Annotated in this window: 26 protein-coding genes; 13 read left to right on the forward strand and 13 right to left on the reverse strand. The window is 71.1% G+C overall.

Annotation, left to right across the window (positions count from 1 at the left end; genetic code table 11):
* Positions 1 to 278: 278 nt before the first annotated feature.
* The gene (locus A5701_RS19200) at positions 279 to 926 is read left to right on the forward strand and encodes a sigma-70 family RNA polymerase sigma factor (RefSeq protein ID WP_067757263.1); all 648 of its coding nucleotides are present in this window, start codon (positions 279 to 281) and stop codon (positions 924 to 926) included.
* Positions 923 to 1,225, forward strand: a complete 303-nt coding sequence (gene rsrA, locus A5701_RS19205; protein ID WP_067757266.1) for a mycothiol system anti-sigma-R factor — start codon at positions 923 to 925, stop codon at positions 1,223 to 1,225. Before A5701_RS19200 ends, rsrA begins: the two co-directional genes overlap by 4 nt.
* Before the next feature lie 6 nt (positions 1,226 to 1,231).
* Here the strand turns inward: rsrA and A5701_RS29375 are convergent, their stop codons facing one another.
* Positions 1,232 to 1,306: a 50S ribosomal protein bL37 gene (locus A5701_RS29375; RefSeq protein ID WP_011728008.1), complete on the reverse strand. Its 75-nt coding sequence runs from the start codon at positions 1,304 to 1,306 to the stop codon at positions 1,232 to 1,234.
* Between the two features lie 195 nt (positions 1,307 to 1,501).
* Here A5701_RS29375 and A5701_RS19210 point away from each other — a divergent pair, with 195 nt between their 5' ends.
* Both A5701_RS19210 and A5701_RS19215 read left to right on the forward strand, forming a co-directional pair.
* The gene (locus A5701_RS19210) at positions 1,502 to 1,717 is read left to right on the forward strand and encodes a biotin/lipoyl-binding carrier protein (protein ID WP_044512934.1); all 216 of its coding nucleotides are present in this window, start codon (positions 1,502 to 1,504) and stop codon (positions 1,715 to 1,717) included.
* Positions 1,718 to 1,768: 51 nt separating this feature from the next.
* The gene (locus A5701_RS19215) at positions 1,769 to 3,268 is read left to right on the forward strand and encodes a sensor histidine kinase (protein WP_067757269.1); all 1,500 of its coding nucleotides are present in this window, start codon (positions 1,769 to 1,771) and stop codon (positions 3,266 to 3,268) included.
* 66 nt (positions 3,269 to 3,334) lie between these two features.
* On the opposite strand, the gene whiB1 is transcribed toward A5701_RS19215, so the two are convergent.
* A complete protein-coding gene (gene whiB1, locus A5701_RS27625) occupies positions 3,335 to 3,589 on the reverse strand; it encodes a transcriptional regulator WhiB1 (protein ID WP_007168139.1) in 255 nt (84 codons plus the stop codon).
* Between the two features lie 271 nt (positions 3,590 to 3,860).
* Positions 3,861 to 4,841: a diacylglycerol kinase family protein gene (locus tag A5701_RS19220; protein WP_067757272.1), complete on the reverse strand. Its 981-nt coding sequence runs from the start codon at positions 4,839 to 4,841 to the stop codon at positions 3,861 to 3,863.
* Between the two features lie 79 nt (positions 4,842 to 4,920).
* Here A5701_RS19220 and A5701_RS19225 point away from each other — a divergent pair, with 79 nt between their 5' ends.
* Positions 4,921 to 5,370, forward strand: a complete 450-nt coding sequence (locus A5701_RS19225) for a hypothetical protein (protein ID WP_156670168.1) — start codon at positions 4,921 to 4,923, stop codon at positions 5,368 to 5,370.
* Here A5701_RS19225 and A5701_RS19230 read toward each other — a convergent pair.
* The 3 genes from A5701_RS19230 to A5701_RS19240 are packed head-to-tail and all read right to left on the reverse strand — an operon-like array spanning position 5,322 to position 7,500.
* Positions 5,322 to 5,798, reverse strand: coding sequence for a GNAT family N-acetyltransferase (locus tag A5701_RS19230; RefSeq protein WP_067757275.1), 477 nt, complete (start codon positions 5,796 to 5,798; stop codon positions 5,322 to 5,324). The two genes, A5701_RS19225 and A5701_RS19230, sit on opposite strands and share 49 nt — an antisense overlap.
* Positions 5,795 to 6,892 carry an isochorismate synthase MenF gene (locus A5701_RS19235; protein WP_067757278.1) on the reverse strand — a complete coding sequence of 366 codons (1,098 nt, stop codon included), beginning with the start codon at positions 6,890 to 6,892 and terminating at the stop codon, positions 5,795 to 5,797. Before A5701_RS19235 ends, A5701_RS19230 begins: the two co-directional genes overlap by 4 nt.
* Positions 6,889 to 7,500, reverse strand: coding sequence for an acid phosphatase (locus A5701_RS19240; protein WP_067757281.1), 612 nt, complete (start codon positions 7,498 to 7,500; stop codon positions 6,889 to 6,891). Before A5701_RS19240 ends, A5701_RS19235 begins: the two co-directional genes overlap by 4 nt.
* A 110-nt stretch (positions 7,501 to 7,610) precedes the next feature.
* Between A5701_RS19240 and A5701_RS19245 the strand changes: the two genes are divergently transcribed.
* The gene (locus A5701_RS19245; RefSeq protein ID WP_067757284.1) at positions 7,611 to 8,411 is read left to right on the forward strand and encodes a ParA family protein; all 801 of its coding nucleotides are present in this window, start codon (positions 7,611 to 7,613) and stop codon (positions 8,409 to 8,411) included.
* 127 nt (positions 8,412 to 8,538) lie between these two features.
* Here the strand turns inward: A5701_RS19245 and A5701_RS19250 are convergent, their stop codons facing one another.
* Together A5701_RS19250 and A5701_RS19255 are read right to left on the reverse strand one after the other, a co-directional pair.
* Positions 8,539 to 9,759 carry a hypothetical protein gene (locus A5701_RS19250; RefSeq protein WP_067757290.1) on the reverse strand — a complete coding sequence of 407 codons (1,221 nt, stop codon included), beginning with the start codon at positions 9,757 to 9,759 and terminating at the stop codon, positions 8,539 to 8,541.
* Between the two features lie 16 nt (positions 9,760 to 9,775).
* A complete protein-coding gene (locus A5701_RS19255) occupies positions 9,776 to 11,272 on the reverse strand; it encodes a DEAD/DEAH box helicase (RefSeq protein ID WP_067757300.1) in 1,497 nt (498 codons plus the stop codon).
* A 251-nt stretch (positions 11,273 to 11,523) separates the two neighbouring features.
* On the opposite strand from A5701_RS19255, the gene A5701_RS19260 reads away from it, so the two are divergent.
* Positions 11,524 to 12,243: a ferritin-like fold-containing protein gene (locus A5701_RS19260; RefSeq protein WP_067757306.1), complete on the forward strand. Its 720-nt coding sequence runs from the start codon at positions 11,524 to 11,526 to the stop codon at positions 12,241 to 12,243.
* A gap of 105 nt (positions 12,244 to 12,348) precedes the next feature.
* Here A5701_RS19260 and A5701_RS19265 read toward each other — a convergent pair whose 3' ends face one another.
* Entirely contained in the window at positions 12,349 to 13,062 is a 714-nt protein-coding gene (locus A5701_RS19265; protein WP_067757312.1) for an MmpS family transport accessory protein, read from the reverse strand.
* A gap of 206 nt (positions 13,063 to 13,268) precedes the next feature.
* Here A5701_RS19265 and A5701_RS19270 point away from each other — a divergent pair, with 206 nt between their 5' ends.
* Positions 13,269 to 13,538, forward strand: a complete 270-nt coding sequence (locus A5701_RS19270) for a DUF3107 domain-containing protein (RefSeq protein ID WP_067268527.1) — start codon at positions 13,269 to 13,271, stop codon at positions 13,536 to 13,538.
* Here the strand turns inward: A5701_RS19270 and A5701_RS19275 are convergent.
* On the reverse strand, positions 13,525 to 14,211 hold the full coding sequence (locus tag A5701_RS19275; protein WP_067757318.1) for a TetR/AcrR family transcriptional regulator: 687 nt from the start codon (positions 14,209 to 14,211) through the stop codon (positions 13,525 to 13,527). The genes A5701_RS19270 and A5701_RS19275 overlap by 14 nt on opposite strands.
* A 199-nt stretch (positions 14,212 to 14,410) precedes the next feature.
* On the opposite strand from A5701_RS19275, the gene A5701_RS19280 reads away from it, so the two are divergent.
* From A5701_RS19280 to A5701_RS19290, 3 genes are all read left to right on the forward strand, one after another.
* On the forward strand, positions 14,411 to 15,436 hold the full coding sequence (locus A5701_RS19280; protein ID WP_156670169.1) for a DUF3152 domain-containing protein: 1,026 nt from the start codon (positions 14,411 to 14,413) through the stop codon (positions 15,434 to 15,436).
* Between the two features lie 180 nt (positions 15,437 to 15,616).
* Positions 15,617 to 16,795 (forward strand): adenylyltransferase/sulfurtransferase MoeZ, encoded by a 1,179-nt coding sequence (gene moeZ, locus A5701_RS19285; RefSeq protein ID WP_067757323.1) that lies wholly within the window; start codon positions 15,617 to 15,619, stop codon positions 16,793 to 16,795.
* A gap of 36 nt (positions 16,796 to 16,831) precedes the next feature.
* Entirely contained in the window at positions 16,832 to 17,686 is an 855-nt protein-coding gene (locus A5701_RS19290) for a TIGR02569 family protein (protein WP_067757326.1), read from the forward strand.
* Here the strand turns inward: A5701_RS19290 and A5701_RS19295 are convergent.
* From A5701_RS19295 to A5701_RS19305, 3 genes are read right to left on the reverse strand one after another with little or no spacing between them, the layout of a single operon-like run.
* On the reverse strand, positions 17,683 to 17,985 hold the full coding sequence (locus A5701_RS19295; RefSeq protein ID WP_067757330.1) for an MGMT family protein: 303 nt from the start codon (positions 17,983 to 17,985) through the stop codon (positions 17,683 to 17,685). The genes A5701_RS19290 and A5701_RS19295 overlap by 4 nt on opposite strands.
* Positions 17,986 to 17,987: 2 nt before the next feature.
* Positions 17,988 to 18,773 carry an alpha/beta fold hydrolase gene (locus A5701_RS19300; RefSeq protein ID WP_067757334.1) on the reverse strand — a complete coding sequence of 262 codons (786 nt, stop codon included), beginning with the start codon at positions 18,771 to 18,773 and terminating at the stop codon, positions 17,988 to 17,990.
* A 47-nt stretch (positions 18,774 to 18,820) separates the two neighbouring features.
* A complete protein-coding gene (locus tag A5701_RS19305; RefSeq protein WP_067757337.1) occupies positions 18,821 to 19,015 on the reverse strand; it encodes a hypothetical protein in 195 nt (64 codons plus the stop codon).
* Between the two features lie 109 nt (positions 19,016 to 19,124).
* On the opposite strand from A5701_RS19305, the gene A5701_RS19310 reads away from it, so the two are divergent.
* Positions 19,125 to 22,259 (forward strand): ATP-dependent DNA helicase, encoded by a 3,135-nt coding sequence (locus A5701_RS19310; protein ID WP_067757340.1) that lies wholly within the window; start codon positions 19,125 to 19,127, stop codon positions 22,257 to 22,259.
* Positions 22,256 to 25,317, forward strand: a 3,062-nt coding sequence (locus A5701_RS19315; RefSeq protein WP_067757361.1) for a UvrD-helicase domain-containing protein, incomplete at its 3' end; no start/stop codon positions are given. The genes A5701_RS19310 and A5701_RS19315, both read left to right, overlap by 4 nt.

Here is a 25,317-nt window from a genome sequence, read left to right on the forward strand (position 1 = left end):
CCGCCCGGACCGGGGGACGGGCGGCGACGGACTCCGCCGGGAAATAGCACGTCGGCCCCCGCTGTTGACTCAATCGGTCTCTGAAGTTACGTAGGCGCACCCAGGCAGACACTGTCGGTGGCAGCCTCTAGATTGGGAGGAGCGGTTTGGTGTCAGCGGCGACGAGCCTGTTGGACCGTCCAACGGGTGCCGACCAGTTGGCTTGCTTTCTGGCAAGCCCGGTGGCGCTTGCAGCGCCGTCCGGCGACACCGCAGCGGAAGGGACCGGGGTAATCGACATGGCCGACACAGACGGCGCGACAGCACAGGAGATTCCCGATCCCGGCCCGCCCGAGACGGACGCGGAGCTGATGGCGCGCTTCGAGCGCGACGCGATCCCCCTGCTGGACCAGCTGTACGGCGGTGCCCTGCGCATGACCCGCAATCCCGCCGACGCGGAAGACCTGCTGCAAGAGACGATGGTCAAGGCTTATGCGGGCTTCCGCTCGTTCAGGGCCGGCACCAACCTCAAGGCGTGGCTGTACCGGATCCTGACCAACACCTACATCAACAGCTACCGCAAGAGGCAGCGCCAGCCGGCCGAGTACCCCACCGAGGAGATCACCGACTGGCAGCTGGCGTCCAACGCCGAGCACTCGTCCACCGGGCTGCGCTCGGCCGAGGTCGAGGCGCTGGAGGCGCTGCCGGATAACGAGATCAAGGAAGCGCTGCAGGCGTTGCCGGAGGAATTCCGGATGGCCGTCTACTACGCCGATGTCGAGGGTTTTCCGTACAAGGAAATCGCGGAAATCATGGATACGCCCATCGGGACGGTAATGTCACGGCTGCACCGCGGCCGCCGTCAACTGCGGTCGCTGCTGGCTGACGTGGCCAAGGAGCGGGGTTTCAACCGCGGCCACCAGGCGCACGAGGAGGTGTCGTCATGAGCGAGTTGTCGGGCCCCGGCGACACGTGCCCCAACGACGACGCTCACGGCGCCGTCGGCTGTGCCGAGGTGATTCGCCAGGTCTGGCTGCTGCTCGACGGCGAATGCACGCCGGAGTCCCGCGACCAGCTGCGCCGCCACCTCGAGGCGTGCCCCGGCTGCTTCAAGCACTACGGCCTCGAGGAGCGCATCAAGGCGTTGATCGCCACCAAGTGCAAAGGCGAGAAGGCCCCCGAGGGCCTGCGCGAGCGGCTACGGCTGGAGATCCGCCGGACCACCATCATCCGAGAGACGCGGTAGCGGGCCTCAGGCGTTGGGCCGCTTGCCGTGGTTGGCCTTGCTGTGCTTGCGGTCGCGCTTCTTGCGGCCCCGTTTGGCCATTTCGGAAAACCTCCGTTGATTGATCGAAACCGGGCGCCCGGCGCCCGTTAGCTTGCCTCACATTCTCGCACGGCCTGTCGGGGCCCCGTGCGCCGCGGTGGGCCGGGGGCCTGTGGTTCGATATACACCGAGCCTGACGGAAGCTAGATGGACCAGCAGCCAGCCTGCGCAATGGCCGAAACGAGTGGGGTGAAGATGGCCGAGGATGTGCGCGCCGAGATCGTGGCCAGCGTGCTCGAAGTCGTAGTCAACGAGGGTGACCAGATCGGCAAAGGCGACGTCGTGGTGCTGCTGGAGTCGATGAAGATGGAGATCCCGGTCCTGGCTGAGGTCGACGGCACGGTGAGCAAGGTGAGCGTCTCGGTGGGCGATGTCATCCAGGCGGGCGACCTGATTGCCGTGATCAGCTAAACCTTGAAGCCTTTCTTGTCCGCTGCCGGGGAATTGCCCGGGGAGTGAGCGATGTCGACTCTCGGTGACCTGCTTGCCGAACACACCGTGCTGCCCGGCAACGCCGTGGATCACCTGCACGCGGTGGTGGGGGAGTGGCAGCTGCTGGCGGACCTGTCCTTCGCCGACTACCTGATGTGGGTTCGCCGCGACGACGGCATGTTGGTGTGCGTGGCGCAGTGCCGGCCGAACACCGCGCCCACGGTGCTGCTGACCGACTCGGTCGGCAGCGTCGTCGCCGCCGACCGGCTGGCGCTCGTCGCCGAGACCTTCGATTCCGGCCTGGCGCAGCGGGATGGCGAAGCGGCGCAAGAGGATTCGTGGCTGCCCGGCCCGCACGTGGAGGCGTCCCCGGTGCGGTACGGGGGGCAGGTGGTGGCCGTGCTGACCCGGCATCAGACCGCCGTCGCGGCCGACCGCGCGTCCGGCCACCTGGAGACGGCCTACCGGGACTGCGCCCGGGATCTGGTCGCCATGCTCGCCGAGGGCACCTTCCCCGACGTGGGCGACGTGGTCATGTCGCGCTCCACGCCGCGGGCCGGCGACGGCTTCATCCGGTTGGACGTCAACGGCGTCGTCGCCTACGCCAGTCCCAACGCGGTTTCGGCCTACCACCGGATGGGCCTGACCACCGAGCTGGAGGGCCGCAACCTGGTCAAGGTCACGCGGCCGCTGGTCTCCGACCCGTTCGAGGCGCAGGAGCTGGCGGAGCACGTGCTCGACCTGCTGGCCGGCGGGCGCAGCATGCGCATGGAGGTGGACGCCGGCGGCGCCACGGTGCTGTTGCGCACGCTGCCGCTGGTGGTCGACGGCGCCAGCGCCGGCGCCGCGGTGCTGATCCGCGACGTCACCGAGGTGAAGCGCCGCGACCGGGCCCTGATCTCCAAGGACGCGACGATCCGGGAAATCCACCACCGGGTCAAGAACAACCTGCAGACGGTGGCGGCGCTGCTGCGGCTGCAGGCCCGCCGGACGGCCAACGCCGAAGGCCGGGAGGCCCTGATCGAGTCGGTGCGCCGGGTCTCGTCCATCGCCTTGGTGCACGACGCGCTGTCGATGTCGGTGGACGAGCAGGTCAACCTCGACGAGGTGATCGACCGGATCCTGCCGATCATGAACGACGTCGCGTCGGTCGACCGGCCGATCCGGATCAACCGGGTCGGCGACCTGGGCGTGCTGGACTCCGACCGCGCGACCGCCCTGATCATGGTGATCACCGAACTGGTTCAGAACGCGATCGAGCACGCTTTCGACCCCGCCGCCGAGGAGGGCTCGGTGACCATCCGCGCCGAGCGTTCGGCGCGCTGGCTCGACGTCGTCGTGCACGACGACGGCCGTGGTTTGCCGGAAGGCTTCAGCCTGGAGACGTCCGACAGCCTCGGCCTGCAGATCGTGCGGACGCTGGTGTCGGCCGAGCTGGACGGCACGCTGGGCATGCGTCAGGCCCCGTCCCGCGGCACCGACGTGGTGCTGCGGGTGCCCATCGGCCGGCGAACCCGATTGGTGTTGTAGGTGTGCGGCCGACACAACAGCGCGGCCCCGACTTTCGTCGAGGCCGCGCTGTGTGGTCTAAACCAGTCAGACTCCGCTACGGGCCTTCGTCCGGGCGTTGCGACGCTTGAGTGCGCGCCGCTCGTCTTCACTCATGCCGCCCCAGACGCCCGAATCCTGGCCGGTATTCAGGGCCCAGGAAAGGCAGTCTGTGGTTACCGGGCACCGATTGCAGACCAGTTTCGCGTCAGCGATCTGCGCGAGCGCCGGGCCGCTGTTCCCTACCGGGAAGAACAGCTCCGGGTCTTCGTCGCGACAGACCGCCTTGTGGCGCCAATCCATAAGTTGTTACTCCTCACTGAGTGCGCAGCAAGGCGCACGGCCAATTTTCTTCGGCTGTTAACGCGTGCACAAGAAAAGGGTCCGTACCCCTATCTAACTTTCTGCATGCAACCTTTCGATCGTTTCACAGGCCCAACAGAAGTCAATAGCGTGCGTTACCTCGTGGGCAATCTCACTTTGACCGTTCCGTAGCCGGGCCATTACTCCGTTGTACTACACTGACTGGCCGATCTCGGAGAAAATATTCACCGCCCGGCCCCTTGGCGCTTCGTTATCGCAGCTCAGAGTGATTTTTTAGCGGAGGCGCGACGACGGCCAGCGCGTCCGGGACCGCCCGGAACGTCATGCTTTCGCGCACGCCGAGGTAATCGCCGTCGAACTGGCAGGCGACCGGGCCCCCGGCCGAGGTCACCCGCAAACAGGGCACGTCGTCCTCGGTGACGAGGTGGTCGAACGCGAACTTGGGCCGTTTGGCGAACATCTGCCGCACGATGCGCAGCGTCGGGATCGTCTTCATGCTCTTCGGCGCGAACACTCCCAGGCCCGACTCGAAGGTGCAGCCGGGATTGGTCCATACCGGCCGATCGTTGGCGAACGTCCAGGGGCTGGAGTTGGAGACGAAGACGAAGCTCACCCCCGGGATGGGTTCGCGGCCGGGCAATTCGAGCTGCAGCATCGGCTCGCGGCGCGTGTAGCCCCACACGGCGGGCACCGCCGCGCGGATGTAGCGCCACGCCGTGACCTTGCCGCCCTTGTCGCGTTCGGCCTCGACCGCGGCGACCACCTCCGCGTCGACCCCCATCCCGGTGTTGAAGACCGCCCACCGCTCACCGCAGTCGATCAGCCCTATCCGGCGCCAGGTGTGGTGGCGGCGATAGTCGTCGATCAGCTGGATGAGCTGGTTGGTCGCGGCCACCGGGTCCCGCGAGATCCCCAGCGAGCGCGCCAGCACGTTCGCCGAACCGCCGGGAACCACCGCGACCGCAGGCACCGGGCCGGTGGGCCCGGAATTCGAGCCCGGACGGCCGAGCAGGCCGTTGACCACACCGCTGACCGTGCCGTCGCCGCCGTGCACCACGACCAGGTCGACGCCGTCCGCGACCGCCTTCTCCGCGAGTTCGGTGCCGTGACCTCGGTGGTGGGTGTGTTCGACGGTGAGCTCCAGGCGGCTCTTGAGCGCGTGCGCCAGCAGGTCGCGACCGGCCGGGGTCGTGGAGGTGGCGGTCGGGTTCACGATCAGCACGGCGCGCATGATGCACGAGCTTATGCGGGCCGGTTAAGGCCGTGCTGTGGGGAACTCCCCCCGCGGCGGGGTGACTACGCTGACGCGGGTGACAGTCTTCCGCCGCAACCCCGGGGCCGCCCCGGCCGCCGTGCGCGGCGCCGGGCTGCTCGTGGCGTTGCAGGGGGCGGCCGGGCTGGTCATGGCGGTGGTGCTGGTGGTGCGGGGTGCCGCCGGGGCAGATCAGCGCGTGGTCAACGGCTTGGGCACGGCGGTCTTCTTCGTCCTGGTCGGGGCCGTGGTGTTGGCTGCCGGACGTGCGCTCATCCTCGGCAAGCGCTGGGGGCGCGGGCTGGCCGTGATCACCCAGCTGCTGTTGCTCCCCGTGGCGTGGTACCTGGCGGTCGACTCGCACCGGCCCGGCTTCGGGATTCCCGCGGGGTGCGCGGCGCTGGCCGTGCTCGGCCTGCTCTTCAGCCCCGCCGGCCTGCGGTGGGCCGGTGGCGGCGATCAGCGCGACTCGGCCAGGTCGGCCAACCGCGGGCCCGACAGCCGGTAGGTGGTCCACTCGCTCTGCGGTTCACCGCCGACGCCGTCGTACAGGGCGATCGCGTCGGTGTTCCAATTCAGCACCGCCCAAGACAACCGCGTGTAGCCCTTGGCAAGGCATTCGGCCGCCAGCGTCGCCAGCAGCGCGCGCGCCAGGCCGCGACGGCGAAAGCGCGGATGCACGAACAGGTCTTCGAGGTAGATGCCGGCCGCGCCGTCCCAGGTGGAGAAGTTGAGAAACCACAGCGCCATCGCGGCGACCTCGCCGTCGGCTTCCGCGACGTGTCCGTGCAATGTCGGGCTAGGGCCGAAAAGGGCTGCGGTGATTTGTTTTTCGGTGACGGTACATTGGTCGGCGGCATTTTCGAATTCGGCCAGCGCGCGAATCATTTCGATGATGGCGGCGGCGTCTTCGGGTTTGGCGCGGCGAATGGTCATCGCTTTACGTCCAATGCGTTGAGGATCGTGGCGAATTTCGTTGTGGTTTCCGCGACTTCCTCGTCGGGATCGGATTCGGCGACGATGCCGCCCCCGGAGCGGGCCAACGCGCTGCGCCGGTCCGCCGACAGCTGTGCGCAGCGGATGGCCACCACCCAGCGGCCGTCGCCCCGGGCGTCGCACCAGCCCGCCGCCCCCGCGTAGAACCCGCGGTCGCCTTCCAGCTCGGCGATGAGCTCGACCGCGGCCTTGGTGGGCACGCCGCCTACCGCGGGGGTGGGATGCAGCGCCAGCGCCAAATCGATTGCGGTGGTTGAGGTGTCGCGCAGGCGGCCGCTGATCGGCGTGCACAGGTGCCACACCGCCGCGGTGCGGCTCAACTCGGGCTCGGCGGCGATCGTCAGCTCGTCGCACAGCGGCTCCAGGGCGGCCCGGATCGTCTCGATCACCAGCTGGTGCTCGTGCCGGTCCTTGGCCGAGCCGGCCAGCGCGGCGCCGTTCGCCGCGTCGGCGTCCGGGTCGGCCGCGCGGGGGGCCGACCCGGCGAACGGCCGGCAGGTGACCCGGTCGCCGGAGCGCGCCACCAGCAGTTCGGGGCTGGCGCCCACCAGCGCCGCCCCGGCGTAATCGTCGCCTGCGGCGGTCAGGTCGACCAGGTAGCCGTAGGCGGCCGGATCGGCGGCGATGAGGCGGCGCAGGATGACGCGCGCGTCCAGGGGGGCGTCGGCGACCAGCCGCAGCGCGCGGGACAGCACCACCTTGCTCAGCAGGCTGTCGGGCGCGGTGAGCTGATCGCGAGCCCGGACGATGCGGCGGCGGTAGGCGTCCGGCGGCGGGTCGGCGGCGGCGATGCGCACCGGCGGCAGTGGGCCCGTCGGCCAGTCCGGGGGGACGTCGGTGCGGCGCACGGCCTCGGGCGTCAGCAGCGCCGCGGGCCGGTCGACGTCAAAAGGCAACGCACCCAGCACTATTGGGGCCAACCCTGACCTCAGGGCGTCCTGCGCCGCCGCCACGTCGCGGTAGCGCTCGCGCACCCCCTCGGCGAGCAGGGTTTGCTTCGGTCCGCACAGCGCGAACGGCGGTTGGGTGCTCACCCGGGTTTGATCGCCTGTGGCTGGGCGGTCAGGCCGAGCGCGGCGAGCTGACGCACCCCGTGCTCGAATCCGCACACCGCGAGGGAGCCGGCGAGCATCCAGAAGCGGCTGCCCTCGACGAGCGGCAGCTCTACCCAGCGGGTGATGACCGAACGCGAGAAGTGGCTGTGCCCAACGAACACCACGTCGCGCGAGTCCATGTGCTCCAACGCGAATGTCACGGCCTCATCGGCGCGGGCGCTGACCTGCGCCACGCTCTCGCCGCCGGGGCAGCCGTGCGTCCAGACCAGCCAGTCGGGCACGGATTCCTGGATCTGCGGGGTTGTCAGCCCCTCGTAGGCCCCGTAATCCCATTCGGCGAGCAGGGGAGAGACCTCGTCGACGGCCAGCCCGGCCAGCTTGGCCGTGGTCAGGGCCCGGATGCGCGGGCTGCTGACCACCAACGGGTCGGTGAGGTTGAGTTCGCGCAGGACGCGGCCGGCGAGCTCGGCCTGGACGCGTCCGGTGTCGGTGAGCTCGAGGTCGGTTCGGCTGGTGTGCTGGCCGGATTTCGACCACTCGGTCTGGCCGTGGCGGAGCAGTACAAGTCGGTGGTTGTGCAGGCCCATATCGACCGATTCTGCCGGACGACACCCCGGGGCCGTCGGCCGCAGCGCGGGGCGATCGAACATGCCAGGATGGGCACTGTGACCGTGGCAACAAGGAGGGGCGGGCGCTAGTGAGAAAGACCCGGGTATTGGCGGTGGCCAACCAGAAGGGCGGCGTGGCCAAGACTACGACGGTTGCCTCGCTGGGGGCGGCGATGGTGGACGAGGGGCAGCGGGTGCTCCTGGTCGACCTGGATCCGCAGGGCTGCCTGACGTTCTCGCTGGGCCAGGATCCCGACAAGCTCCCGGTGTCGGTGCACGAGGTGCTGCTCGGTGAGGTCGAGCCGAACGCGGCGCTGGTCACGACGATGGAGGGCATGACGCTGCTGCCGGCCAACATCGACCTGGCCGGCGCCGAGGCGATGCTGTTGATGCGCGCCGGCCGCGAGTACGCGCTCAAGCGCGCGCTGGCCAAGGTCTCCGACGACTTCGACGTGGTCATCATCGACTGCCCGCCGTCGCTGGGGGTGCTCACCCTCAACGGGCTGACCGCCGCCGACGAGGTGATGGTGCCGCTGCAGTGCGAAACGCTGGCGCACCGCGGCGTCGGCCAATTCCTGCGCACGGTCGCCGACGTCCAGCAGATCACGAACCCGGAACTGCGGCTGCTGGGCGCGTTGCCGACGCTGTACGACTCGCGGACCACCCACACCCGCGACGTTCTGATGGACGTCGCCGACCGCTACAACATGCCGGTGCTGGCCCCGCCGATCCCGCGGACGGTGCGCTTCGCCGAGGCCAGCGCCTCGGGCTCGTCGGTGATGTCCGGCCGCAAGAACAAGGGCTCGTCGGCCTACGGGGAGCTGGCGAAGGCGTTGCTCAAGCACTGGAAGACCGGCAAACCGCTGCCGACGTTCGCCGTCGAGGTCTAGTGGCTTTGATTGTGCGCGTCCGGCTTTGAGCGATGCGCCGCGCGCTTCGAGTGTGCGCCTATGGCGCGGCGCGACGGCGTGTCGCCGCCCAGAGCGCACTCGCGATGCCGTGAGCGCACACGCGTCGTCAGCCCAGGGCCACCACGGTGTCGCCGCGCTGCTCGAACACCCGGGGGCCCGCGACGGCCGGAACCACGGCCCGCCCGGGCACACTGGGCGCCCGGTTCACCGGGATGTAGCGCTCGCTGGCGCCGCTGACGGGGTCGTAGACGCCGATCGCGCCGGTGACCGGGACCAGCAGGCGGCCGGCCATCATCGCGCCCGGCCCCAACGGCGCGGTCGTGTCGCCCGCGGCGATGGTGTAGCGCAGCGTCAGGTTGCCCGTCTCGAAGACCATGACGGAATCGCCTGTCCACCAAGTGATCAGGCTGCCCGCGTGCGAGACCGCCCCCGGGCCCGACGGGGCTTTGGGCAGCAGGTTGCTCGACACGGTGGTGCCGGTTTCGTCGATCACGTCGACCCGCGGCCGCGGGGAGGGCAGGTACACCGCGGTGTTGTTCTCCCACACGGTGAGCACCCGGGCGCCGGAGTCCGCCCTCACCCCGGGTTCGGCGACGATGCGTTGTTGGGGTTCGTCGTCGTCCTTGCCCGGCCGTAGCAGCACCAACCGCAGGTCGGCCTCGTTCACGCAGCTTTCCAGCACCGACACCGCCGACGAGCTCGCCGCCGCCGACACCAACTTGCAGCCGGAATGCAGGCCGCGTGCCGAGGGCTTCACCCGGGCGTCGGTCTCGCCGTAGGTCACCATGCGGACCATGTCCGAGCGCCAGAGCTCCAGCCGGGTGTCACCGGTCGACAACACCGTGGTGCCGTCGGAGGACAGCTGCACGCGCGGGTCGGCGTAACCGCTGCGGGCCGGCCCGCGGCGACCGGTGGACCCGTCGAGCGTGCTCACCTGCCCGCACCCGCGGTCGTCCCGATAAACGGCGACGGCGAAGTGATAGACCCAGGAGACCCCGCACAGGTCGGTGTCGCGCTGATAGCTCCACAGGGACTGGCCGGAACCGGGATCGCGCCCGTCGACCCGGCGGCCGTCGCCGGTGATGACCGTCCCGCCGACCGTTACCGGCGCGGTGGTGGCCGGGCTCGCCGCGGTCCACAGCTCCTTGAGCGCGGTCGGCACCTGGCGGGCGGGGTTCTGGTTAGGCGCAGGAACCCCGGCCGGCCGGCTGATGGTGGCCCGGGCGTCGCTGGTCCACCAGATCAGGCCAGCGACGACGGCGACGACGGCCGCGATGGCGACGGCGGCCACGACATCGCCCTTGGTCCGGCGTTCGGGTCTGACCATCTCCTCGGCGCGGGGCTCAGTTGGCGTGCGCGCCGGCTTCGGCGGGCTTGCGGCGCCGACGGCGACGCCGGCTGCTCCCGGACTTGCCGGACGCCTCCGCGGCGGCTTCGCCGCTGGCGCCGCCGGCCGCGGCGTTGCCGTCGGGGTGCCCGGTGACGGGCTGGCCGCCGCGGGTCCGTCGCCGTGGCGCGCCCGACCGGGCACGCCCCGTCCGCTCCGCCTTCTGGCCGTCACGCTCGCTGCTGCGGCGTTGGCCCTGCGGCTTCTTCGGGGTGCCGACGGTGCCGGCCGCCCCGCCGGGGATGCCCAGCTCCTCGTAGAGGTGCGGTGAGTTCGAGTAGGTCTCGGCGGGCTCGGGGTTCTCCAGACCCAGCGCCTTGTCGATCATCGACCAGCGGGGCAGCTCGTCCCAGTCCACCAGGGTGACCGCGATACCGGTCTTGCCGGCGCGGCCGGTGCGGCCGATCCGGTGCACGTAGGCCTGTTCGTCCTCGGGGATCTGGTAGTTGATGACGTGGGTGATGTCGTCGATGTCGATGCCGCGGGCGGCGACGTCGGTGGCCACCAGCACGTCGATGTCGCCGGCGCGGAAGGCCTTGAGCGCCTTCTCGCGGGCGATCTGCCCCAGGTCGCCGTGCACGGCGCCGACCTTGAAGCCGCGCTCGGCCAATTCGTCGGCGACCTTCTGCGCGGTGCGCTTGGTCCGGGTGAAGATCATCGTCGCGCCGCGGCCCTCGGCCTGCAGCACGCGGCTGACCAACTCCACCTTGTCCAGCGCGTGGGCCCGGTAGACGAACTGCTCGGTGGTGTCGTGCGTGGCCGCCGAGTGCGGCGCCTCAGCCCGGATGTGGGTGGGCTGGTTCATGAAGGTGCGGGCCAGGGTGATGATCGGGCCCGGCATGGTGGCAGAGAACAGCATGGATTGCCGGTCCTCGGGGATCTGCCGCAGGATGCGCTCGATGTCGGGCAAAAAGCCCAGGTCGAGCATCTCGTCGGCCTCGTCGAGCACCAGCACCGACAGCCCGCCCAGCTGCAGGTGGCCCTGCTGGGCCAGGTCGAGCAGCCGACCCGGGGTGCCCACCACGACGTCGGCGCCGGCCCGCAGCGCCTCAATCTGCGGCTCGTAGGCGCGACCGCCGTAGATGGAGATCACGGAGAGCCGGCGGCCGCCCTCGGCCGTCAGGTACTTGGCCGCGGTGGCCAGGTCCTCGGTGACCTGCAGGCAGAGCTCGCGGGTCGGCACCACGATCAGGGCGCGCGGTGTGCCGTTGAGCTCCCGCACGCCGACTCCGGACGTGATGCGGTTCAGCAGCGGGACGCCGAACGCGAAGGTCTTGCCCATGCCGGTGCGGGCCTGGCCGATCAGGTCGTCGCCGGCGAGCGCCAGCGGCAGGGTCAGCTCTTGGATCGCGAACGGGCGCTCGATGCCCTTCTCCGCTAGGGCGCGGACGATTTCGTCGCGGACGCCGAGGCTGGCAAAGGTCATTTCAGTTGTGCTGTCGAGTGTGCTCATGCGTGGGTAGTAAGCCTTTCGGTGACATATCCGGTTGTGTCGGTGTTTCTCTGTCGCGGTCACGCGCGCACGAGTTCCGACTCCGAATACGTCGCCGAGTCGCGGGCCCCTGCTCAAATCGGTGGGCCAGCTGTGCACGCACATTTCGCCGATAGCGGCTTGGGAAGAAATACAGCCGCTATCTACGTACATGATAGCCGGTCGACGGCTGGCTCCCTTTTTGCGCCGGGTCAGCCGACTACAGTGTTGCCATGACCCGGCCCCCTTGCGAGCCCTCGGAAGCAGACCTGGACGCCGATCAGGCGGACGATTCGCCCGCCCCCCGGTTGTCGGCCGACCACCCGGGCGTCAACGAGTTGTTCGCGGTCCTGGCATACGGCGAGATCGCCGCGTTCTACCGGCTCACCGACGAGGCGCGGATGGCGCCTGACCTGCGTGGGCGGATCTCGATGGCGAGCATGGCCGCGGCCGAGATGCAGCACTACGAGCTGCTGCGCGACGCCCTGGAGCGCCGCGGCGTCGATGTGGTTCCGGCGATGTCGAAGTACGTCTCGGCGCTGGAGAACTACCACCGGCTGACGATGCCCAGCACCTGGCTGGAGGCCTTGGTGAAGACCTATGTCGGCGACGCCCTGGCCGCCGACTTGTATCTGGAGATCGCCGACGGGCTGCCCGACGAGATCGCCGGCGTGGTGCGGGCGGCGCTGTCGGAGACCGGGCACTCGCAGTTCGTGGTCGCCGAGGTGCGCGCCGCGGTGACGGCCAGCGGCAAGCAACGCAGCCGGCTGGCGTTGTGGTCGCGTCGGCTGTTCGGCGAGGCGCTCACGCAGGCCCAGTACCTGCTGGCCGACCACGACGAGCTGGTCGACCTGGTGATGTCAGGCGCCGGCGGCCTGGGCCAGCTCAACGCGTTCTTCGACCGGCTGCAGCAGACGCACGACCGGCGGATGCACGAGCTGGGCCTGAGCTGACGCCCTCCCGTGATCGCGAGCGCGGCGTAGCCGGGCGCGGCGGGTCAGGGCCATCGGACTCGCCCGTGATCGCGAGCGCGGCGTAGCCGGGTCAAGGCGTCGGGCTCAGCGGGTGCAGGTCGCCAGGCTCGAGTTGGTGGTCGACGCGGCCACCAGTTGGCCGGCGGCGTTGACGATCGAGCAATTCAGCCGGCCGTAGAAGCTGGTGGCGACCACCGACGGGGTCTGAACGCCGGGGTTCAGGATCACCGCTTTGGTCCACGGCAGCGACACGTTGAACTCGGTCTGGGATGCGCCGCTGCCATCCGTGTAGACGATGTTCACCAGGTCCAGCAGCTGCTTGGTGCCGGTCACGCTGTAGACGACCGTGCGCGGGTTCAGCGCGGCGGGCGGCGGCGTCAGGGTCAGGGGCGGCGCCGCGGTGGGCGTTCCCGTCGGCGCCAGGCTCGGCGCGGCGCTGGGCGTCGTCACGGTGGTGACCGTCTCGGGCGGCAGTGGGGAGTTCGAGGGGCTGGGCTGCGCGCTGGGCGGGGCGGAGCTCCTCGTCGTGGCGGGCGCGGACGTCACCGGTTGGGGGGCCGGCGCCACGGTGGCTTTGGTCGAGGCGCTGTCGCCGCTGTTGATGATCACGGCGGTGGCGATCGCGCCGACGGCCACCACCGCGCCGATGATCGCCGTGAGGGGCCGCCAGCGCAGCTCGGTAGGCCAGCCGGTCCAGGTGTAGTCGCCCTCGGGGTAGGCCTCCGCGCCGTAGAGCTCGTCGGTCTCGTCGTCGGGGTAATCCCGCACCCTGTCGAGGTCGGCCAGTGTGGTACCCATGTTGCCGAAGTTAGCGATGTGAAAACACGGATCGCCCCTCCAACCCGGTTCTGGACCCAGCTGCAAGCGAATCGTTACCGCCCCGCGACCATCGTTTCGCTCAGCGCGAACCCCGCGGTGGGGGCTGTCTCGGATGCGGGCCCGCCGCGTCCACTAGCCTGCAGCTGACAGGTCTGTCGACTTCAATGCCTACGGAAGGGGTGACCGTGGAGGTCAAGATCGGTATTACGGACAGTCCGCGCGAGCTCGTCATCGCCAGCGCGCAGACGCCGGCCGAAGTCGAAGAGCTGGTCAGCGCCGCGTTGAGCGAGGGGGCGGGCCTGCTGAGGCTGAACGACGAGCGGGGTCGTCGCTTCCTGGTTCACACCAGCAAGATCGCCTACGTCGAGATCGGTCCCGCGGACGGGCGCCGGGTCGGCTTCGGCATCGGCGCCGAGGTCACCAAACTCCCCGGCAAGGGCGCTAAAGGCGAGTAAGGGGCACGTGGGATAGCCCGCCCCAGGCGAACTGCACGGTGCCTTCGACGGCGTCCGCCTTGGAGATCGGGCGGTCGGAGTCGAGCCAGTAGCGGGCGCAGTCGACGCTGATGCCGACGAGGCCCACCGCGATCATCCGGGCGCGGTGCGGGTCCAGGCCCGAGTCCTCGCTGATCAACGCGAATACCGCGTCGATGCAGGATTCGGTGGCGACCCGCACCTGCGCGGCCACCTCGGGTTCGGTGACGTAGTCGTTCTCGAAGATCAGCCGGTAACCCTGGCTGTCGTGCTCGATGAAGTCGAAGAACGCCTGGACCGCCGCGTGCAGCCGGCGTCGGTTGTCGGTGGTGGCGTTCAAAGCCTGCTGCACGCCCGAGACCAGGTTCTCCACGTGCCGGGCCAGCACGGCCAGATACAACTCGAGCTTGCTCGAGAAGTGTTGATACAGAACCGGTTTGCTGACGCCCGCGCGGTCGGCGATCTCGTCCATGCCGGCGGCGTGGTAGCCGCGATCGACGAAGACGTCGCTGGCGACGATGAGCAATTGACCGCGGCGCTCATCGCGGGGCAATCGGTTGCCGCGCCGGCTCGAAGCCGCAATGCCGTCCCCGGGCCGACTGCGGTCGGCCGACCTCACGGCGCGCCGCGCCGCGGGTTTGGCGAGTTCGCTCATCGAGTCCTCATCTGATGCGTTGGCAACCGGCCGCCGGCACTGGAGGGCCGGCCGCGCGCGGCTCGTGGCACAGACATTACTACCCGCGCCGTTCCGGCGATCGTCGTCGCCGCCGTCGTCGCTGGCAGAAAGCGGTGTCGGGCGGTGCATTCGGGCGCGCCAAGGACGGCGCCGGTGCCGACTGTGTAATCCTGGGGAAATGACTTCCCAGCGGCCCTCGCGCGGCACCGGTCGCGTCCCGGTGCTGCGCGACGAGTGGCGGGAACCCCTGCGCGCCCTGCGCGACCCGATCGCCCGCGACGGCGGACGCACCCGCGCCGACCGGGAGCGGCCGCGCCAGTGGCGCAAACAGACATGGCTGGGACGGTTCGTCTCCACCTACGGCTGGCGCGCGTACGCGTTGCCCGCGCTGTCGGTGCTCACCGCGGTCGTCGTCTACCAGACGATGACCGGCACCGCCGCGACGAAGCCCACGGCCAACCAGCCCATCCAGAGTCCGCAGGCGATGGAGGCCGTGGGCACCTCGATCATCGACGCGCCGCCGCGCGGGCTCGCCGCGTTCGATGCCAACCTGCCGGCCGGGACGCTGCCGGACGGCGGCCCGTTCACCGAAGCGGGCGAGAAGACGTGGCACATCGTCCCCGGCACGACGCCGCAGATCGGCCAGGGCACCGTCAGGGTGTTTCGGTACACCGTGGAGGTGGAGGACGGCATCGACCCCACAATGTTCGGCGGCGACAACGCTTTTGCCCAGATGGTCGACCAGACCCTCGCCAATCCCAAGGGCTGGACGCACAACCCGCAATTCGCGTTCATCCGGATCGACAACGGCAAGCCCGACTTTCGGATCTCCCTGGTATCCCCGGTGACGGTCCGCGAGGGCTGCGGATACGAATTCCGTCTGGAAACCTCGTGCTACAACCCGTCCTTCGGCCAGGACCGGCAGTCGCGAGTCTTCATCAACGAGGCGCGCTGGGTGCGCGGAGCCGTCCCCTTCGAGGGGGACATCGGCTCCTACCGCCAATACGTGATCAATCACGAGGTCGGCCACGCCATCGGATACGTCCGCCACGAACCGTGCGAGCAGCAGGGCGCTTTGGCGCCGGTGATGATGCAGCAGACGTTCTCCACGTCCAATGACGATGCCGCCAAGTTCGACCCGGACTTCGTCAAGGCCGACGGGAAGACCTGCCGATTCAACCCCTGGCCGTTCCCGATCGCCTAGCCCGGTGACGATGCGCGCCGGGCAGCGGCGTGAGGGGGAGGCGGGCGGTCAAACCCAGCCCGGTGACGATGCGCGCCGGGCTGCGGCGGGTTGAATTCATTGCCGTCCACCACGGCGGCTGCTGTGATGGTGGTGGACGACAAACCGCGTTCGCGAGACCGAATAGGAGGATGTCCGGCCGTGTCGACGCCGCAGACAGCGCTGCCGCCCCTCGTGGAGCCGGCTGGCGAGCTGACCCGCGATGAGGTGGCCCGCTACAGCCGCCATCTGATCATTCCGGGCCTCGGCGTCGACGGGCAGAAGCGGCTGAAGAACGCTCGCGTGCTGGTGATCGGCGCCGGTGGGCTCGGCGCGCCGACGCTGCTGTACCTGGCCGCGGCCGGGGTCGGCACGATCGGCATCGTCGACTTCGACGTCGTCGACGAGTCCAACCTGCAGCGCCAGATCATCCACGGCGTCGCCGACGTCGGACGCCCCAAGGCCCGGTCAGCGCGCGAGTCGATCGAAGCGATCAACCCGTTGGTTCGGGTGCGGCTGCACGAGTTGCGGCTGGATTCGAGCAACGCCGTCGACCTGTTCGGGCAATACGACCTGATAATGGACGGCACCGACAACTTCGCCACCCGCTACCTGGTCAACGACGCCGCCGTGCTTGCGGGCAAGCCGTACGTCTGGGGGTCCATCTACCGCTTCGAGGGCCAGGTGTCGGTGTTCTGGGAGGACGCGCCCGGCGGGCGGGGCCTCAACTACCGCGACCTCTACCCGGAACCGCCGCCGCCCGGCACGGTGCCGTCGTGCGCGGAGGGCGGCGTGCTCGGCATCGTGTGCGCCTCCGTCGCGTCGGTGATGAGCACCGAGGCGATCAAACTCATCACCGGGATGGGCGAATCACTGCTGGGCCGGCTCATGATCTACGACGCGCTCGAAATGTCCTACCGCACCATCACGATCCGCAAGGACCCGGCCGCGCCCGCGATCACCGGACTGGTCGACTACGAGGAGTTCTGCGGAGGGGCGCCCGGTGACCTCGCCGCGGAGTCGACGATCACCCCGCGTGAGTTGCGCGCGTTGCTGGACTCCGGCACGAAGCTGGCGCTGATCGACGTCCGCGAGCAGGTCGAGTGGGAGATCAATCACATCGATGGCGCCCAGCTGATCCCGCAGTCGTCGATCGACTCGGGTGAGGGTCTGGCAAAGCTGCCGCACGACCGCATCCCGGTGCTGTATTGCAAGACGGGGGTGCGTTCGGCCGAGGCGCTGGCGGCGGTGAAGAAGGCCGGATTCGCCGACGCCGTGCATCTGCAGGGCGGCATCGTGGCGTGGGCGCAGCAAATGCAACCCGACATGGTGATGTACTGACCCGATACGGCAGGTGGCCTCGTCTAGGCTACCCGTGTGAATGTCGAGCCACCGCCGGAGCATGTGCTGGCGGCGTTTGGTTTGGCCGGTGTCAAGCCCATCTATCTGGGGGCTAGCTGGGAAGGCGGCTGGCGCTGCGGCGAGGTCGTCCTGTCGCTGGTGGCCGACCACGCCCGGGCGGCTTGGTCGGCCCGGGTGCGCGAGACGTTGTTCGTCGACGGCGTCCGGTTGGCCCGCCCGGTCCGCTCGACGGACGGACGGTACGTCGTTTCGGGGTGGCGGGCGGACACTTTCGTCGCCGGCACGCCCGAACCGCGGCACGACGAGGTGGTCTCGGCGGCGGTGCGCCTGCACGAGGCGACCGGCAAACTGGAGCGTCCCCGATTCCTGACGCAGGGCCCCACCGCGCCGTGGGGCGACGTGGACATCTTCATCGCCGCCGACCGCGCCGCCTGGGAGGAACGGCCGTTGGCCTCGGTGCCCCCTGGCGCGCGGACCGCCCCGCCGACGGCCGACGCCGAGCGGTCGGTGGAGCTGATCAATCAGCTGGCCACCCTGCGCCGGCCGACCAAGAGCCCGAACCAGCTGGTGCACGGAGACCTTTACGGCACAGTGCTTTTCGTTGGCACCGCCGCCCCGGGGATCACCGACATCACGCCGTACTGGCGTCCCGCGTCGTGGGCGGCCGGTGTCGTTGTCGTCGACGCCCTGTCCTGGGGCGAGGCCGACGACGGACTTATCGAACGCTGGAACGCGTTGCCGGAGTGGCCGCAGATGTTGTTGCGGGCCTTGATGTTTCGCCTCGCCGTCCATGCGCTGCACCCACGGTCGACCGCCGAGGCCTTTCCCGGCCTGGCCCGCACCGCGGCGCTGGTCCGGCTGATCCTTTAGCGCCCGAAGTCGTGGCGCACCTCGCGCAGCGCGATCTTGCCGTCGGTGGCCAGCACCCCTTCGGCGCGCAGCAGCTCGAGCTGCCGGGTGGTCAGATGACGCGCGGGGCGCCCGGAGGCGGTGATCACCCGGTGCCACGGCAGGTCCGAGGAGTCGGTCCGCATGATCCAGCCGACGATGCGCGGGCTGGAAAGACCTGCGACGTCGGCGATGTCGCCATAGGTGGCGACCCTGCCCGACGGGATCGCCGCGACCAGCGCGCGCACCCGCTCGACCTGCTCCTCGGTCACCGGCGCCACGGTCAGCGCGCCTCGAGCAACTCGCGCGTCAGCGCGGCGACTTCCGCGGGCGCGGCGTAGGGGACCATGTGGTTGCAGTCGAAATCCAGCAGCCGGAAATCCGGTCCCAACCGGTCCTGCAGCCCGGCGATCAGTCGGTCGCTGACGTATGGCGGCGAGGTGCGCTTCGCGCGCACCAGGATCGTCGGCGTTCCGGCCGGCGGGAACACGATGTCCCGGGCCAGCTCGCTCCAGTACGACATCATCGCCGGCAGGCTGACGCGCCAGCCGTACCGGCCGCCCGGCAGCGCGATCAGATGCTCGCCGATCTCGGCGTCCAGCAGCGCCGGGTCGACGTCCGACCAGGAGCCGTGCACCTTCTCCAGGCGCGCCTCCTCGGCGTCGGGGTAGTCGGGCGAGGCCAACATCGCGTCCGCGATCTGGCGCATCCAACCGCCGTCCAGCCCGACCGCCGGGTCGAGCAGCAACAGCGCCGCCACCAGGTCCGGTCGTGCCGCGGCCAGCTGCATGGCGAGGCCGCCCCCGAAGGAGTGGCCCACCACCAGCGCCGGCGCCTCGGCCTGGTCGTCGAGCAGCGCGGCCATCGCCGCGACGTTGGCGTCGATGGTCCACGGCGCCGCCCAGGTCGACCTGCCGTGGCCGATCAGATCCGGTGCGGCGAAAGTCATTTCGGGGAGCAGGCCGGCCAGCTGCTGCCAGCGCTGTCCGTGGCCGGTCAACCCGTGCAGCGCCAGCACCCGCACCGGTCCCGCCGGGCCGTAGCGGTGCACATGCAGATGAGCGGTCACGCGTCGATCGTGCCAGCCGCCGTCACGAGAGCTCGCGGGCGGCCGGCTCAGCGTCCGTCTTCCCACTCGTCCTCGGTGGGGACGATGTAGGCCTGCTCGATCACATCGGCCTCGTTCGCCTCGCGATCGGCCACGGTCAGGTATTCGGTGTCCAGGCCGGATTCGTCGTCGACGTCGACCGGTTGCAGTTGTTCCGCGGCGTCACCTTCGGGCGCTTCGTCGCTGGGAAAGACGTCCGTCACGATGTCTACCTCCTCAACCGTTCGTCGGGCTGTTCGCGGCCTCCAGCGTAGGGGCCCGCGGCCGCGCGGGTCGGGCCGACTTGTCAGACCCTGGTGATTCCATGCAGCCATGTCGTTCACCTGGGACCCCGAGGCGCTTGCCCTGCTGGCGCCCGGCGTGCGCGGGCCGGTCCGGGTGCTGGGCGGGCCCGGCACCGGCAAGAGCAGTCTGCTCATCGAGGCCGCGGTCGCCCAGATAGACGCCGGCCTGGCCCCCGAATCGGTTCTGCTGCTTACCGGTTCGGGCCGGCTGGGGATGCGGGCGCGCAGCACGCTGACGACGGCCCTGCTGCGTCCGCGCGCCGCGGGGCCCGGCCGGGCCGCCGTGCGCGAACCGCTCGTCCGCACCGTGCACGGCTACGCGTACGCGGTGCTGCGCCGGGCCGCCGAGCGGGCCGGCGATGCGCCGCCGCGGCTGGTCACCAGCGCCGAACAGGACGCCATCATCCGGGAGCTGCTGGCCGGCGACCTCGAGGACGGGCCGCGCGCGGCGGTGGCGTGGCCCGCCCATCTGCGGCCCGCGCTGGCCACCGCGGGCTTCGCCACCGAACTGCGAAACATGTTGGCGCGCTGCGCCGAACGGGGTGTGGACCCGCAGGAGCTGGAGCGGCTGGGCCGTCGGTGCCGGCGTCCGGAATGGACCGCCGCCGGCCGGTTCGCGCGCCAGTACGAGCAGGTGATGCTGCTGCGGGCGGCGGTCGGCACCGCGGCGCCGCAGGCGACGACGCCGGCGCTGGGGGCCGCCGAACTGGTGGGTGCCGCCCTGGAAGCCTTCGCGGTCGATCCCGAGCTGCTGGCGGCCGAGCGGGGCCGGGTGCGGGTATTGCTGGTCGACGACGCCCAGCAGCTCGACCCGCAGGCGGCCCGGCTGGTCCGGGTGCTCGCGGCGGGCGCGGAGCTGGCGTTGATCGCCGGGGATGCCAATCAGGCGGTGTTCGGTTTTCGGGGCGGTGAATCCGCCGGGCTGTTGGATGGGGATTCGCCGTCGGTCACGTTGACGGCCTCGCATCGCTGCGCCCCGGCGGTGGCCCGAGCGGTCAGCGGCATCGCGCGTCGGCTGGCCGGCGGCAGCGCCGGCAGGCGGATCGAGGGCACCGGGCCTGAGCAGGGGTCGGTCAACGTGCGCCTGGCCGCGTCCGCGCACGCGGAGGCGGCGATGATCGCGGACGCGCTGCGCCGGGCGCACCTGCTCGATGGCGTGCCGTGGTCGCGGATGGCGGTCATCGTCCGTTCGGTGCCGCGGGCCGGCGCCCGCTTGCCGCGCGCGCTGGCCGCCGCCGGGGTGCCGGTGGCCGCACCGGCGGCCAGCGGGTCGCTGTCCGACGAGCCTGCGGCCCGCGCCCTGCTGACCGTCCTGGCGGCCACCGCCGACGGGCTCGACGGCGACCGGGCCCTCGCGCTGCTGACCGGTCCGATCGGCCGAGTCGACCCGGTCTCGCTGCGGCAGCTGCGCCGAACGCTGCAGCGCGCCAACGCCGATCGCGCGCCGCGCGATTTCGCGGACCTGCTGGCCGACGCGCTGTCCGGCGCCGCGCCACTTTCGGGGCCGCAGCTTCGCCCGGTGCAGCGGGTGCGCGCGGTGCTGGACGCGGCCGCGCGCTGCCATCGTGCGGGCCAAGACCCGCGCTACACCCTCTGGGCGGCGTGGCAGCGTTGCGGCCTGCAGCGTCGCTGGCTGTCGGCGGCCGAGCGCGGCGGGCCCGCCGGCGCGCAGGCCGCCCGGGACCTGGAGGCGGTGACGGCGTTGTTCGACATCACCGACCAGTACGTGTCCCGGACCTCGGGCGCGTCGCTGCGCGGGCTCGTCGACCACGTCGGCGCGCTGCACCTGCCGAGCGTGAACCAGGAGCCGGTGTCGACGGTGGAGCAGGTGCGGGTGCTCAGCGCGCACGCCGCCCTGGGCCACGAATGGGACATGGTCGTCATCGCCGGGTTGCAGGAGGGGTTGTGGCCCAACACCGTCCCGCGTGGCGGGGTCCTGGCCACCCAGCGACTGCTGGACGTGCTGGACGGCGTCGCCGAGGAGGCGTCGGTGCGGGCGCCGCTGCTGGCCGAGGAGCGGCGGCTGCTTGTCGCCGCGATGGGCCGGGCCCGCCGGCGATTGTTGGTGACCGCCGTGGACAGCGATTCCGGGGGCGCGGATCAAGAGGCCGCGCTGCCGTCGGTGTTTTTCCACGAGCTCGCGCAGTGGGCCGACGGCGACGCCGATTCGGTTGGCGTGCAACCCATCGCGGCGCCACGGGTGTTGTCCGCTGCGGCGTTGGTGGGCCGGCTGCGCGGTGTCGTGTGCGCGCCCGACGGGGCGGTCGACGACGCCGCCCGCGCCTGTGCGGCAACGCAATTGGCGCGGCTCGCCCGGGCCGGCGTGCCGGGCGCCGACCCGGCCGGCTGGCACGGCCTGACCCCGGTCAGCACCAGCGAACCGCTGCACGGCGAAGGCGATGCCGTCACCCTGACCCCGTCGACCCTGCAGACGCTCAACGACTGCCCGCTGCGGTGGCTGGCCGAACGGCACGGTGGCACCAACCCGCGCGATCTGCGCTCGACCATTGGTTCGGTGGTGCACGCCCTGGTCGCCGAATCACGCAAAAGCGCAACGGAATTGCTGGCCGAGCTGGACCGCGCCTGGCGCCACCTGCCCTTCGAGGCGGAGTGGCATTCGGCCAACGAGCTGGCGCGGCACCGCGCGATGATCGAGGCCTTCGTCGAGTGGCGGGCGCAGACCCGCGGAGCGCTGACCGAGGTCGGCGTCGAGGTCGAGATCGACGGAACCCTGGCCGCGTCCCGCGATGGCGGTGGCGAAGTCCGGCTGCGCGGCCGGGTCGACCGGTTGGAGCGCGACGCCGCCGGCCGCCTGGTGATCGTCGACGTCAAGACCGGTAAGACGCCGGTCAGCAAGGACGACGCCCAGCAGCACGCCCAGCTCGCGATGTATCAGTTGGCGGTCGCCGAGGGCATGGTGGCGGCCGGCGAGGAGCCGGGCGGCGCGCGGCTCGTCTACGTCGGCAAGGCCGGGGCCTGCGGCGCGACGGAGCGCGAACAGGATCCGTTGACCCCGGCCGCCCGCGACGAATGGCGCCGGCTGGTGGTCCGCGCGGCCGAGGCGACCGCCGGGCCCCGGTTCATCGCCCGGCGCAACGACGGTTGCTCGCATTGCCCGGTACGGCCCTCGTGCCCGGCCCACGCGGACGGGGCGGGACGGTGAACGCACGTTACAGCCCGGCCGAATTGGCCCGTGCGCTCGGGCTTTTCCCGCCCACCGACGAGCAGGCCGCCGTCATCGCGGCCCCGCCCGGGCCGCTGGTCGTGATCGCCGGCGCCGGCGCGGGCAAAACCGAGACCATGGCCGCGCGGGTCGTGTGGCTCGTCGCCAACGGCTACGCCGAACCCGGCCAGGTCCTCGGGTTGACGTTCACCCGCAAGGCCGCCGGCCAGTTGCTGCGCCGCGTGCGCTCCCGCCTCGCCCGGCTGGCCGGCGTCGGCGCCCCCGACGGCGCGGCTGCCGCGGAACCGGCGGGCAACCCGACGGTCAGCACCTACCACGCCTTCGCCGGTTCCTTGATCCGCGATTACGGGCTGCTGCTGCCCATCGAGCCCGACACCCGGCTGCTCGGCGAGACCGAGCTGTGGCAGCTGGCCTTCGACGTCGTCAGCCGCTACCGCGGGGAGCTGCACACCGACAAGACCCCCGCCGCGGTGACGTCGATGGTGCTGCGGCTGTGGGGTCAGCTGGCCGAACACCTGGTCGACACCCGGCAACTCGGCGATACCCACGTGGAGCTGGAGCGGCTGATCCACACCCTGCCCGCGGGCCCCTATCAGCGCGACCGCGGCCCCAGCCAGTGGTTGCGACGGTTGTCGGACACCCAGACCCAGCGAGCCGAGCTGGTGCCGCTGCTCGACGCTTTGGGCGAGCGGATGCGGGCCGCCAAGGCGATGGACTTCGGCGTGCAGATGGCCTGCGCCGCACGGCTGGCGGCGAACTACCCGCGGGTCGGCGAGGAACTGCGCGGCCGCTACCGCGTGGTGCTACTCGACGAGTACCAGGACACCGGGCACGCGCAGCGGGTCGCCCTGTCGGCGTTGTTCGGCGGCGGTGTCGACGACGGGCTGGCGCTGACCGCCGTCGGCGACCCGATTCAGTCGATCTACGGTTGGCGCGGCGCCTCGGCGACCAACCTGCCACGCTTCACCACCGACTTCCCGCTGTCCGACGGCACACCGGCGCCGGTCCTGGAGCTGCGGACCAGCTGGCGCAACCCGCCGAGCACCCTGCGGCTGGCCAACGCGATCTCGGCGGAGGCGCGCCGCAGGTCCGTCGCGGTGCACGCGCTGCGGCCGCGCCCGGACGCGCCGGCCGGGACCGTCCGCTGCGCATTGCTGCCCGATGTGCAGGCCGAGCGGGAGTGGATCGCCGACGAGCTCGCCGCCCGGTACCGGGGGGCCGACGGCGGGAACCCGCCGACCGCCGCGGTCCTGGTGCGCCGCAACGCCGACGCCGCGCCCATCGCCGATGCGCTGCGCGCCCGGGGTGTCCCGGTCGAGGTCGTCGGGTTGGCCGGGCTGCTGTCGGTGCCGGAGGTCGCCGACGTCGTGGCCATGCTGCGGCTCGTGGCCGACCCGACCGCGGGCGCGGCGGCGATGCGGGTGCTCACGGGTCCGCGCTGGCGCCTCGGCGGCCGCGACGTGGCCGCGCTGTGGCGGCGCGCCCGGACGCTGTGCGACGGCGGGGGCGGGGCCGTCGCGCCGGAAGCGATCGCGATGGCGGCCGGCCCGGACGCTGACACCGCCTGCCTCGCGGACGCCATCGCGGATCCCGGCCCGGCGGAGTGCTATTCGGCCGCGGGGTATCAGCGCATCACCGCGCTGGGCGCCGAGCTGCGCGCGCTGCGGGGCCACCTGCGCCATGCGCTGCCGGACCTTGTCGCCGAGGTGCGCCGGGTGCTCGGCGTCGACTGTGACGTCCGCGCCGCGGCGGGGGCGCAGTCCGGCTGGACCGGCACCGAACACCTGGACGCGTTCGCCGACGTCGTCGCCGGCTACGCCGAACGAGCGGACGCGGCCGACCGTTCGGCGACGGCGTCGGTGTCGGGGCTGTTGGCCTTCCTGGATGTGGCCGAGTCGGTCGAAAACGGCTTGCCGCCCGCCCCGTTGGTGGCCGCGCGCGATCGCGTGCAGGTGCTCACGGTGCACTCCGCGAAGGGGCTGGAGTGGCAGGTGGTCGCGGTGGCGCACCTGTCGGGCGGGATCTTTCCGTCGACCGCGTCCCGGAGCACCTGGCTCACCGATGCGGCGGAGCTGCCGCCGCTGCTGCGGGGCGACCGCGCCTCGACGGGCGCCCTGGGCATCCCGGTGCTCGACACCTCGGATGTCACCAACCGAAAGCAGCTGTCCGACAAGATCTCCGAACATCGCCGACAACTCGAGCAGCGCCGCGTCGACGAGGAGCGGAGGCTGCTCTATGTCGCCATCACCCGCGCCGAGGACACCCTGCTGGTGTCCGGCCACCACTGGGGCGCCACGGGGATCAAACCGCGCGGGCCCTCGGATTTCCTGTGCGAGATCAAGGACGTCATCGACCGTTCGGCCTCGGCCGGTGACCCCTGCGGGGTGGTGGATCAATGGGCGCCCAGCCCGGCCGACGGTGACCGGAACCCGTTGCGCGACAACACCGTCGAGGCCGTCTGGCCCGCCGATCCGCTGGCCGGCCGACGCGGTGATGTCGAGCGCGGTGCGGCGTTGGTGACCCGGGTGATGTCGAGCGACACCGGTGACGAAGGCGCCGACGTCGAGGGTTGGACCGCCGACGTCGACGCGCTGCTCGCCGAACGGGCGCGGGTGGCCCAACCGCCGTCCGGGGAGCTGCCCAGCCAGCTGTCGGTCAGCGGCCTGGTCGACCTGGCCCGCGACCCCGCGGCCGCGGCGCAGCGGCTGCGGTATCGGCTGCCGACGCGGCCCGACCCGCACGCGTTGCTGGGCAACGCGTTTCACGCGTGGGTCCAGCAGTTCTACGGCGCCGAGTGCCTGTTCGACCTCGCGGACCTGCCCGGTGCGGCGGATTCCGACGTCGGCGATACCCGGGAGTTGGCCGCGTTGCAGGCCGCGTTCACCGAATCGCCGTGGGCGGCGCGCACTCCGGTCGCCGTCGAGGTGCCCTTCGAGATGCCGATCGGCGACACCCTGGTGCGCGGCCGCATCGACGCGGTGTTCGCCGACCCCGACGGCGGCGCAACGGTCGTCGACTGGAAGACCGGAGAACCGCC

The organism is Mycobacterium sp. E3305 (assembly GCF_001666785.1).
GTDB lineage: Bacteria > Actinomycetota > Actinomycetes > Mycobacteriales > Mycobacteriaceae > Mycobacterium.

Excerpts from the sequence above, each read along its gene's own strand:
- A5701_RS19200 (WP_067757263.1), top strand. The coding sequence starts at position 279 with ATGGCCGACACAGACGGCGCGACAGCACAGGAGATTCCCGATCCCGGC.
- rsrA (WP_067757266.1), top strand. The coding sequence starts at position 923 with ATGAGCGAGTTGTCGGGCCCCGGCGACACGTGCCCCAACGACGACGCT.
- A5701_RS19210 (WP_044512934.1), top strand. The coding sequence starts at position 1,502 with ATGGCCGAGGATGTGCGCGCCGAGATCGTGGCCAGCGTGCTCGAAGTC.
- A5701_RS19215 (WP_067757269.1), top strand. The coding sequence starts at position 1,769 with ATGTCGACTCTCGGTGACCTGCTTGCCGAACACACCGTGCTGCCCGGC.
- whiB1 (WP_007168139.1), bottom strand. The coding sequence starts at position 3,589 with ATGGATTGGCGCCACAAGGCGGTCTGTCGCGACGAAGACCCGGAGCTG.
- A5701_RS19220 (WP_067757272.1), bottom strand. The coding sequence starts at position 4,841 with ATGCGCGCCGTGCTGATCGTGAACCCGACCGCCACCTCCACGACCCCG.
- A5701_RS19230 (WP_067757275.1), bottom strand. The coding sequence starts at position 5,798 with ATGACCATTCGCCGCGCCAAACCCGAAGACGCCGCCGCCATCATCGAA.
- A5701_RS19240 (WP_067757281.1), bottom strand. The coding sequence starts at position 7,500 with ATGGGCCTGCACAACCACCGACTTGTACTGCTCCGCCACGGCCAGACC.
- A5701_RS19250 (WP_067757290.1), bottom strand. The coding sequence starts at position 9,759 with ATGGTCAGACCCGAACGCCGGACCAAGGGCGATGTCGTGGCCGCCGTC.
- A5701_RS19255 (WP_067757300.1), bottom strand. The coding sequence starts at position 11,272 with ATGAGCACACTCGACAGCACAACTGAAATGACCTTTGCCAGCCTCGGC.
- A5701_RS19260 (WP_067757306.1), top strand. The coding sequence starts at position 11,524 with ATGACCCGGCCCCCTTGCGAGCCCTCGGAAGCAGACCTGGACGCCGAT.
- A5701_RS19265 (WP_067757312.1), bottom strand. The coding sequence starts at position 13,062 with ATGGGTACCACACTGGCCGACCTCGACAGGGTGCGGGATTACCCCGAC.
- A5701_RS19275 (WP_067757318.1), bottom strand. The coding sequence starts at position 14,211 with ATGAGCGAACTCGCCAAACCCGCGGCGCGGCGCGCCGTGAGGTCGGCC.
- A5701_RS19280 (WP_156670169.1), top strand. The coding sequence starts at position 14,411 with ATGACTTCCCAGCGGCCCTCGCGCGGCACCGGTCGCGTCCCGGTGCTG.
- A5701_RS19310 (WP_067757340.1), top strand. The coding sequence starts at position 19,125 with ATGTCGTTCACCTGGGACCCCGAGGCGCTTGCCCTGCTGGCGCCCGGC.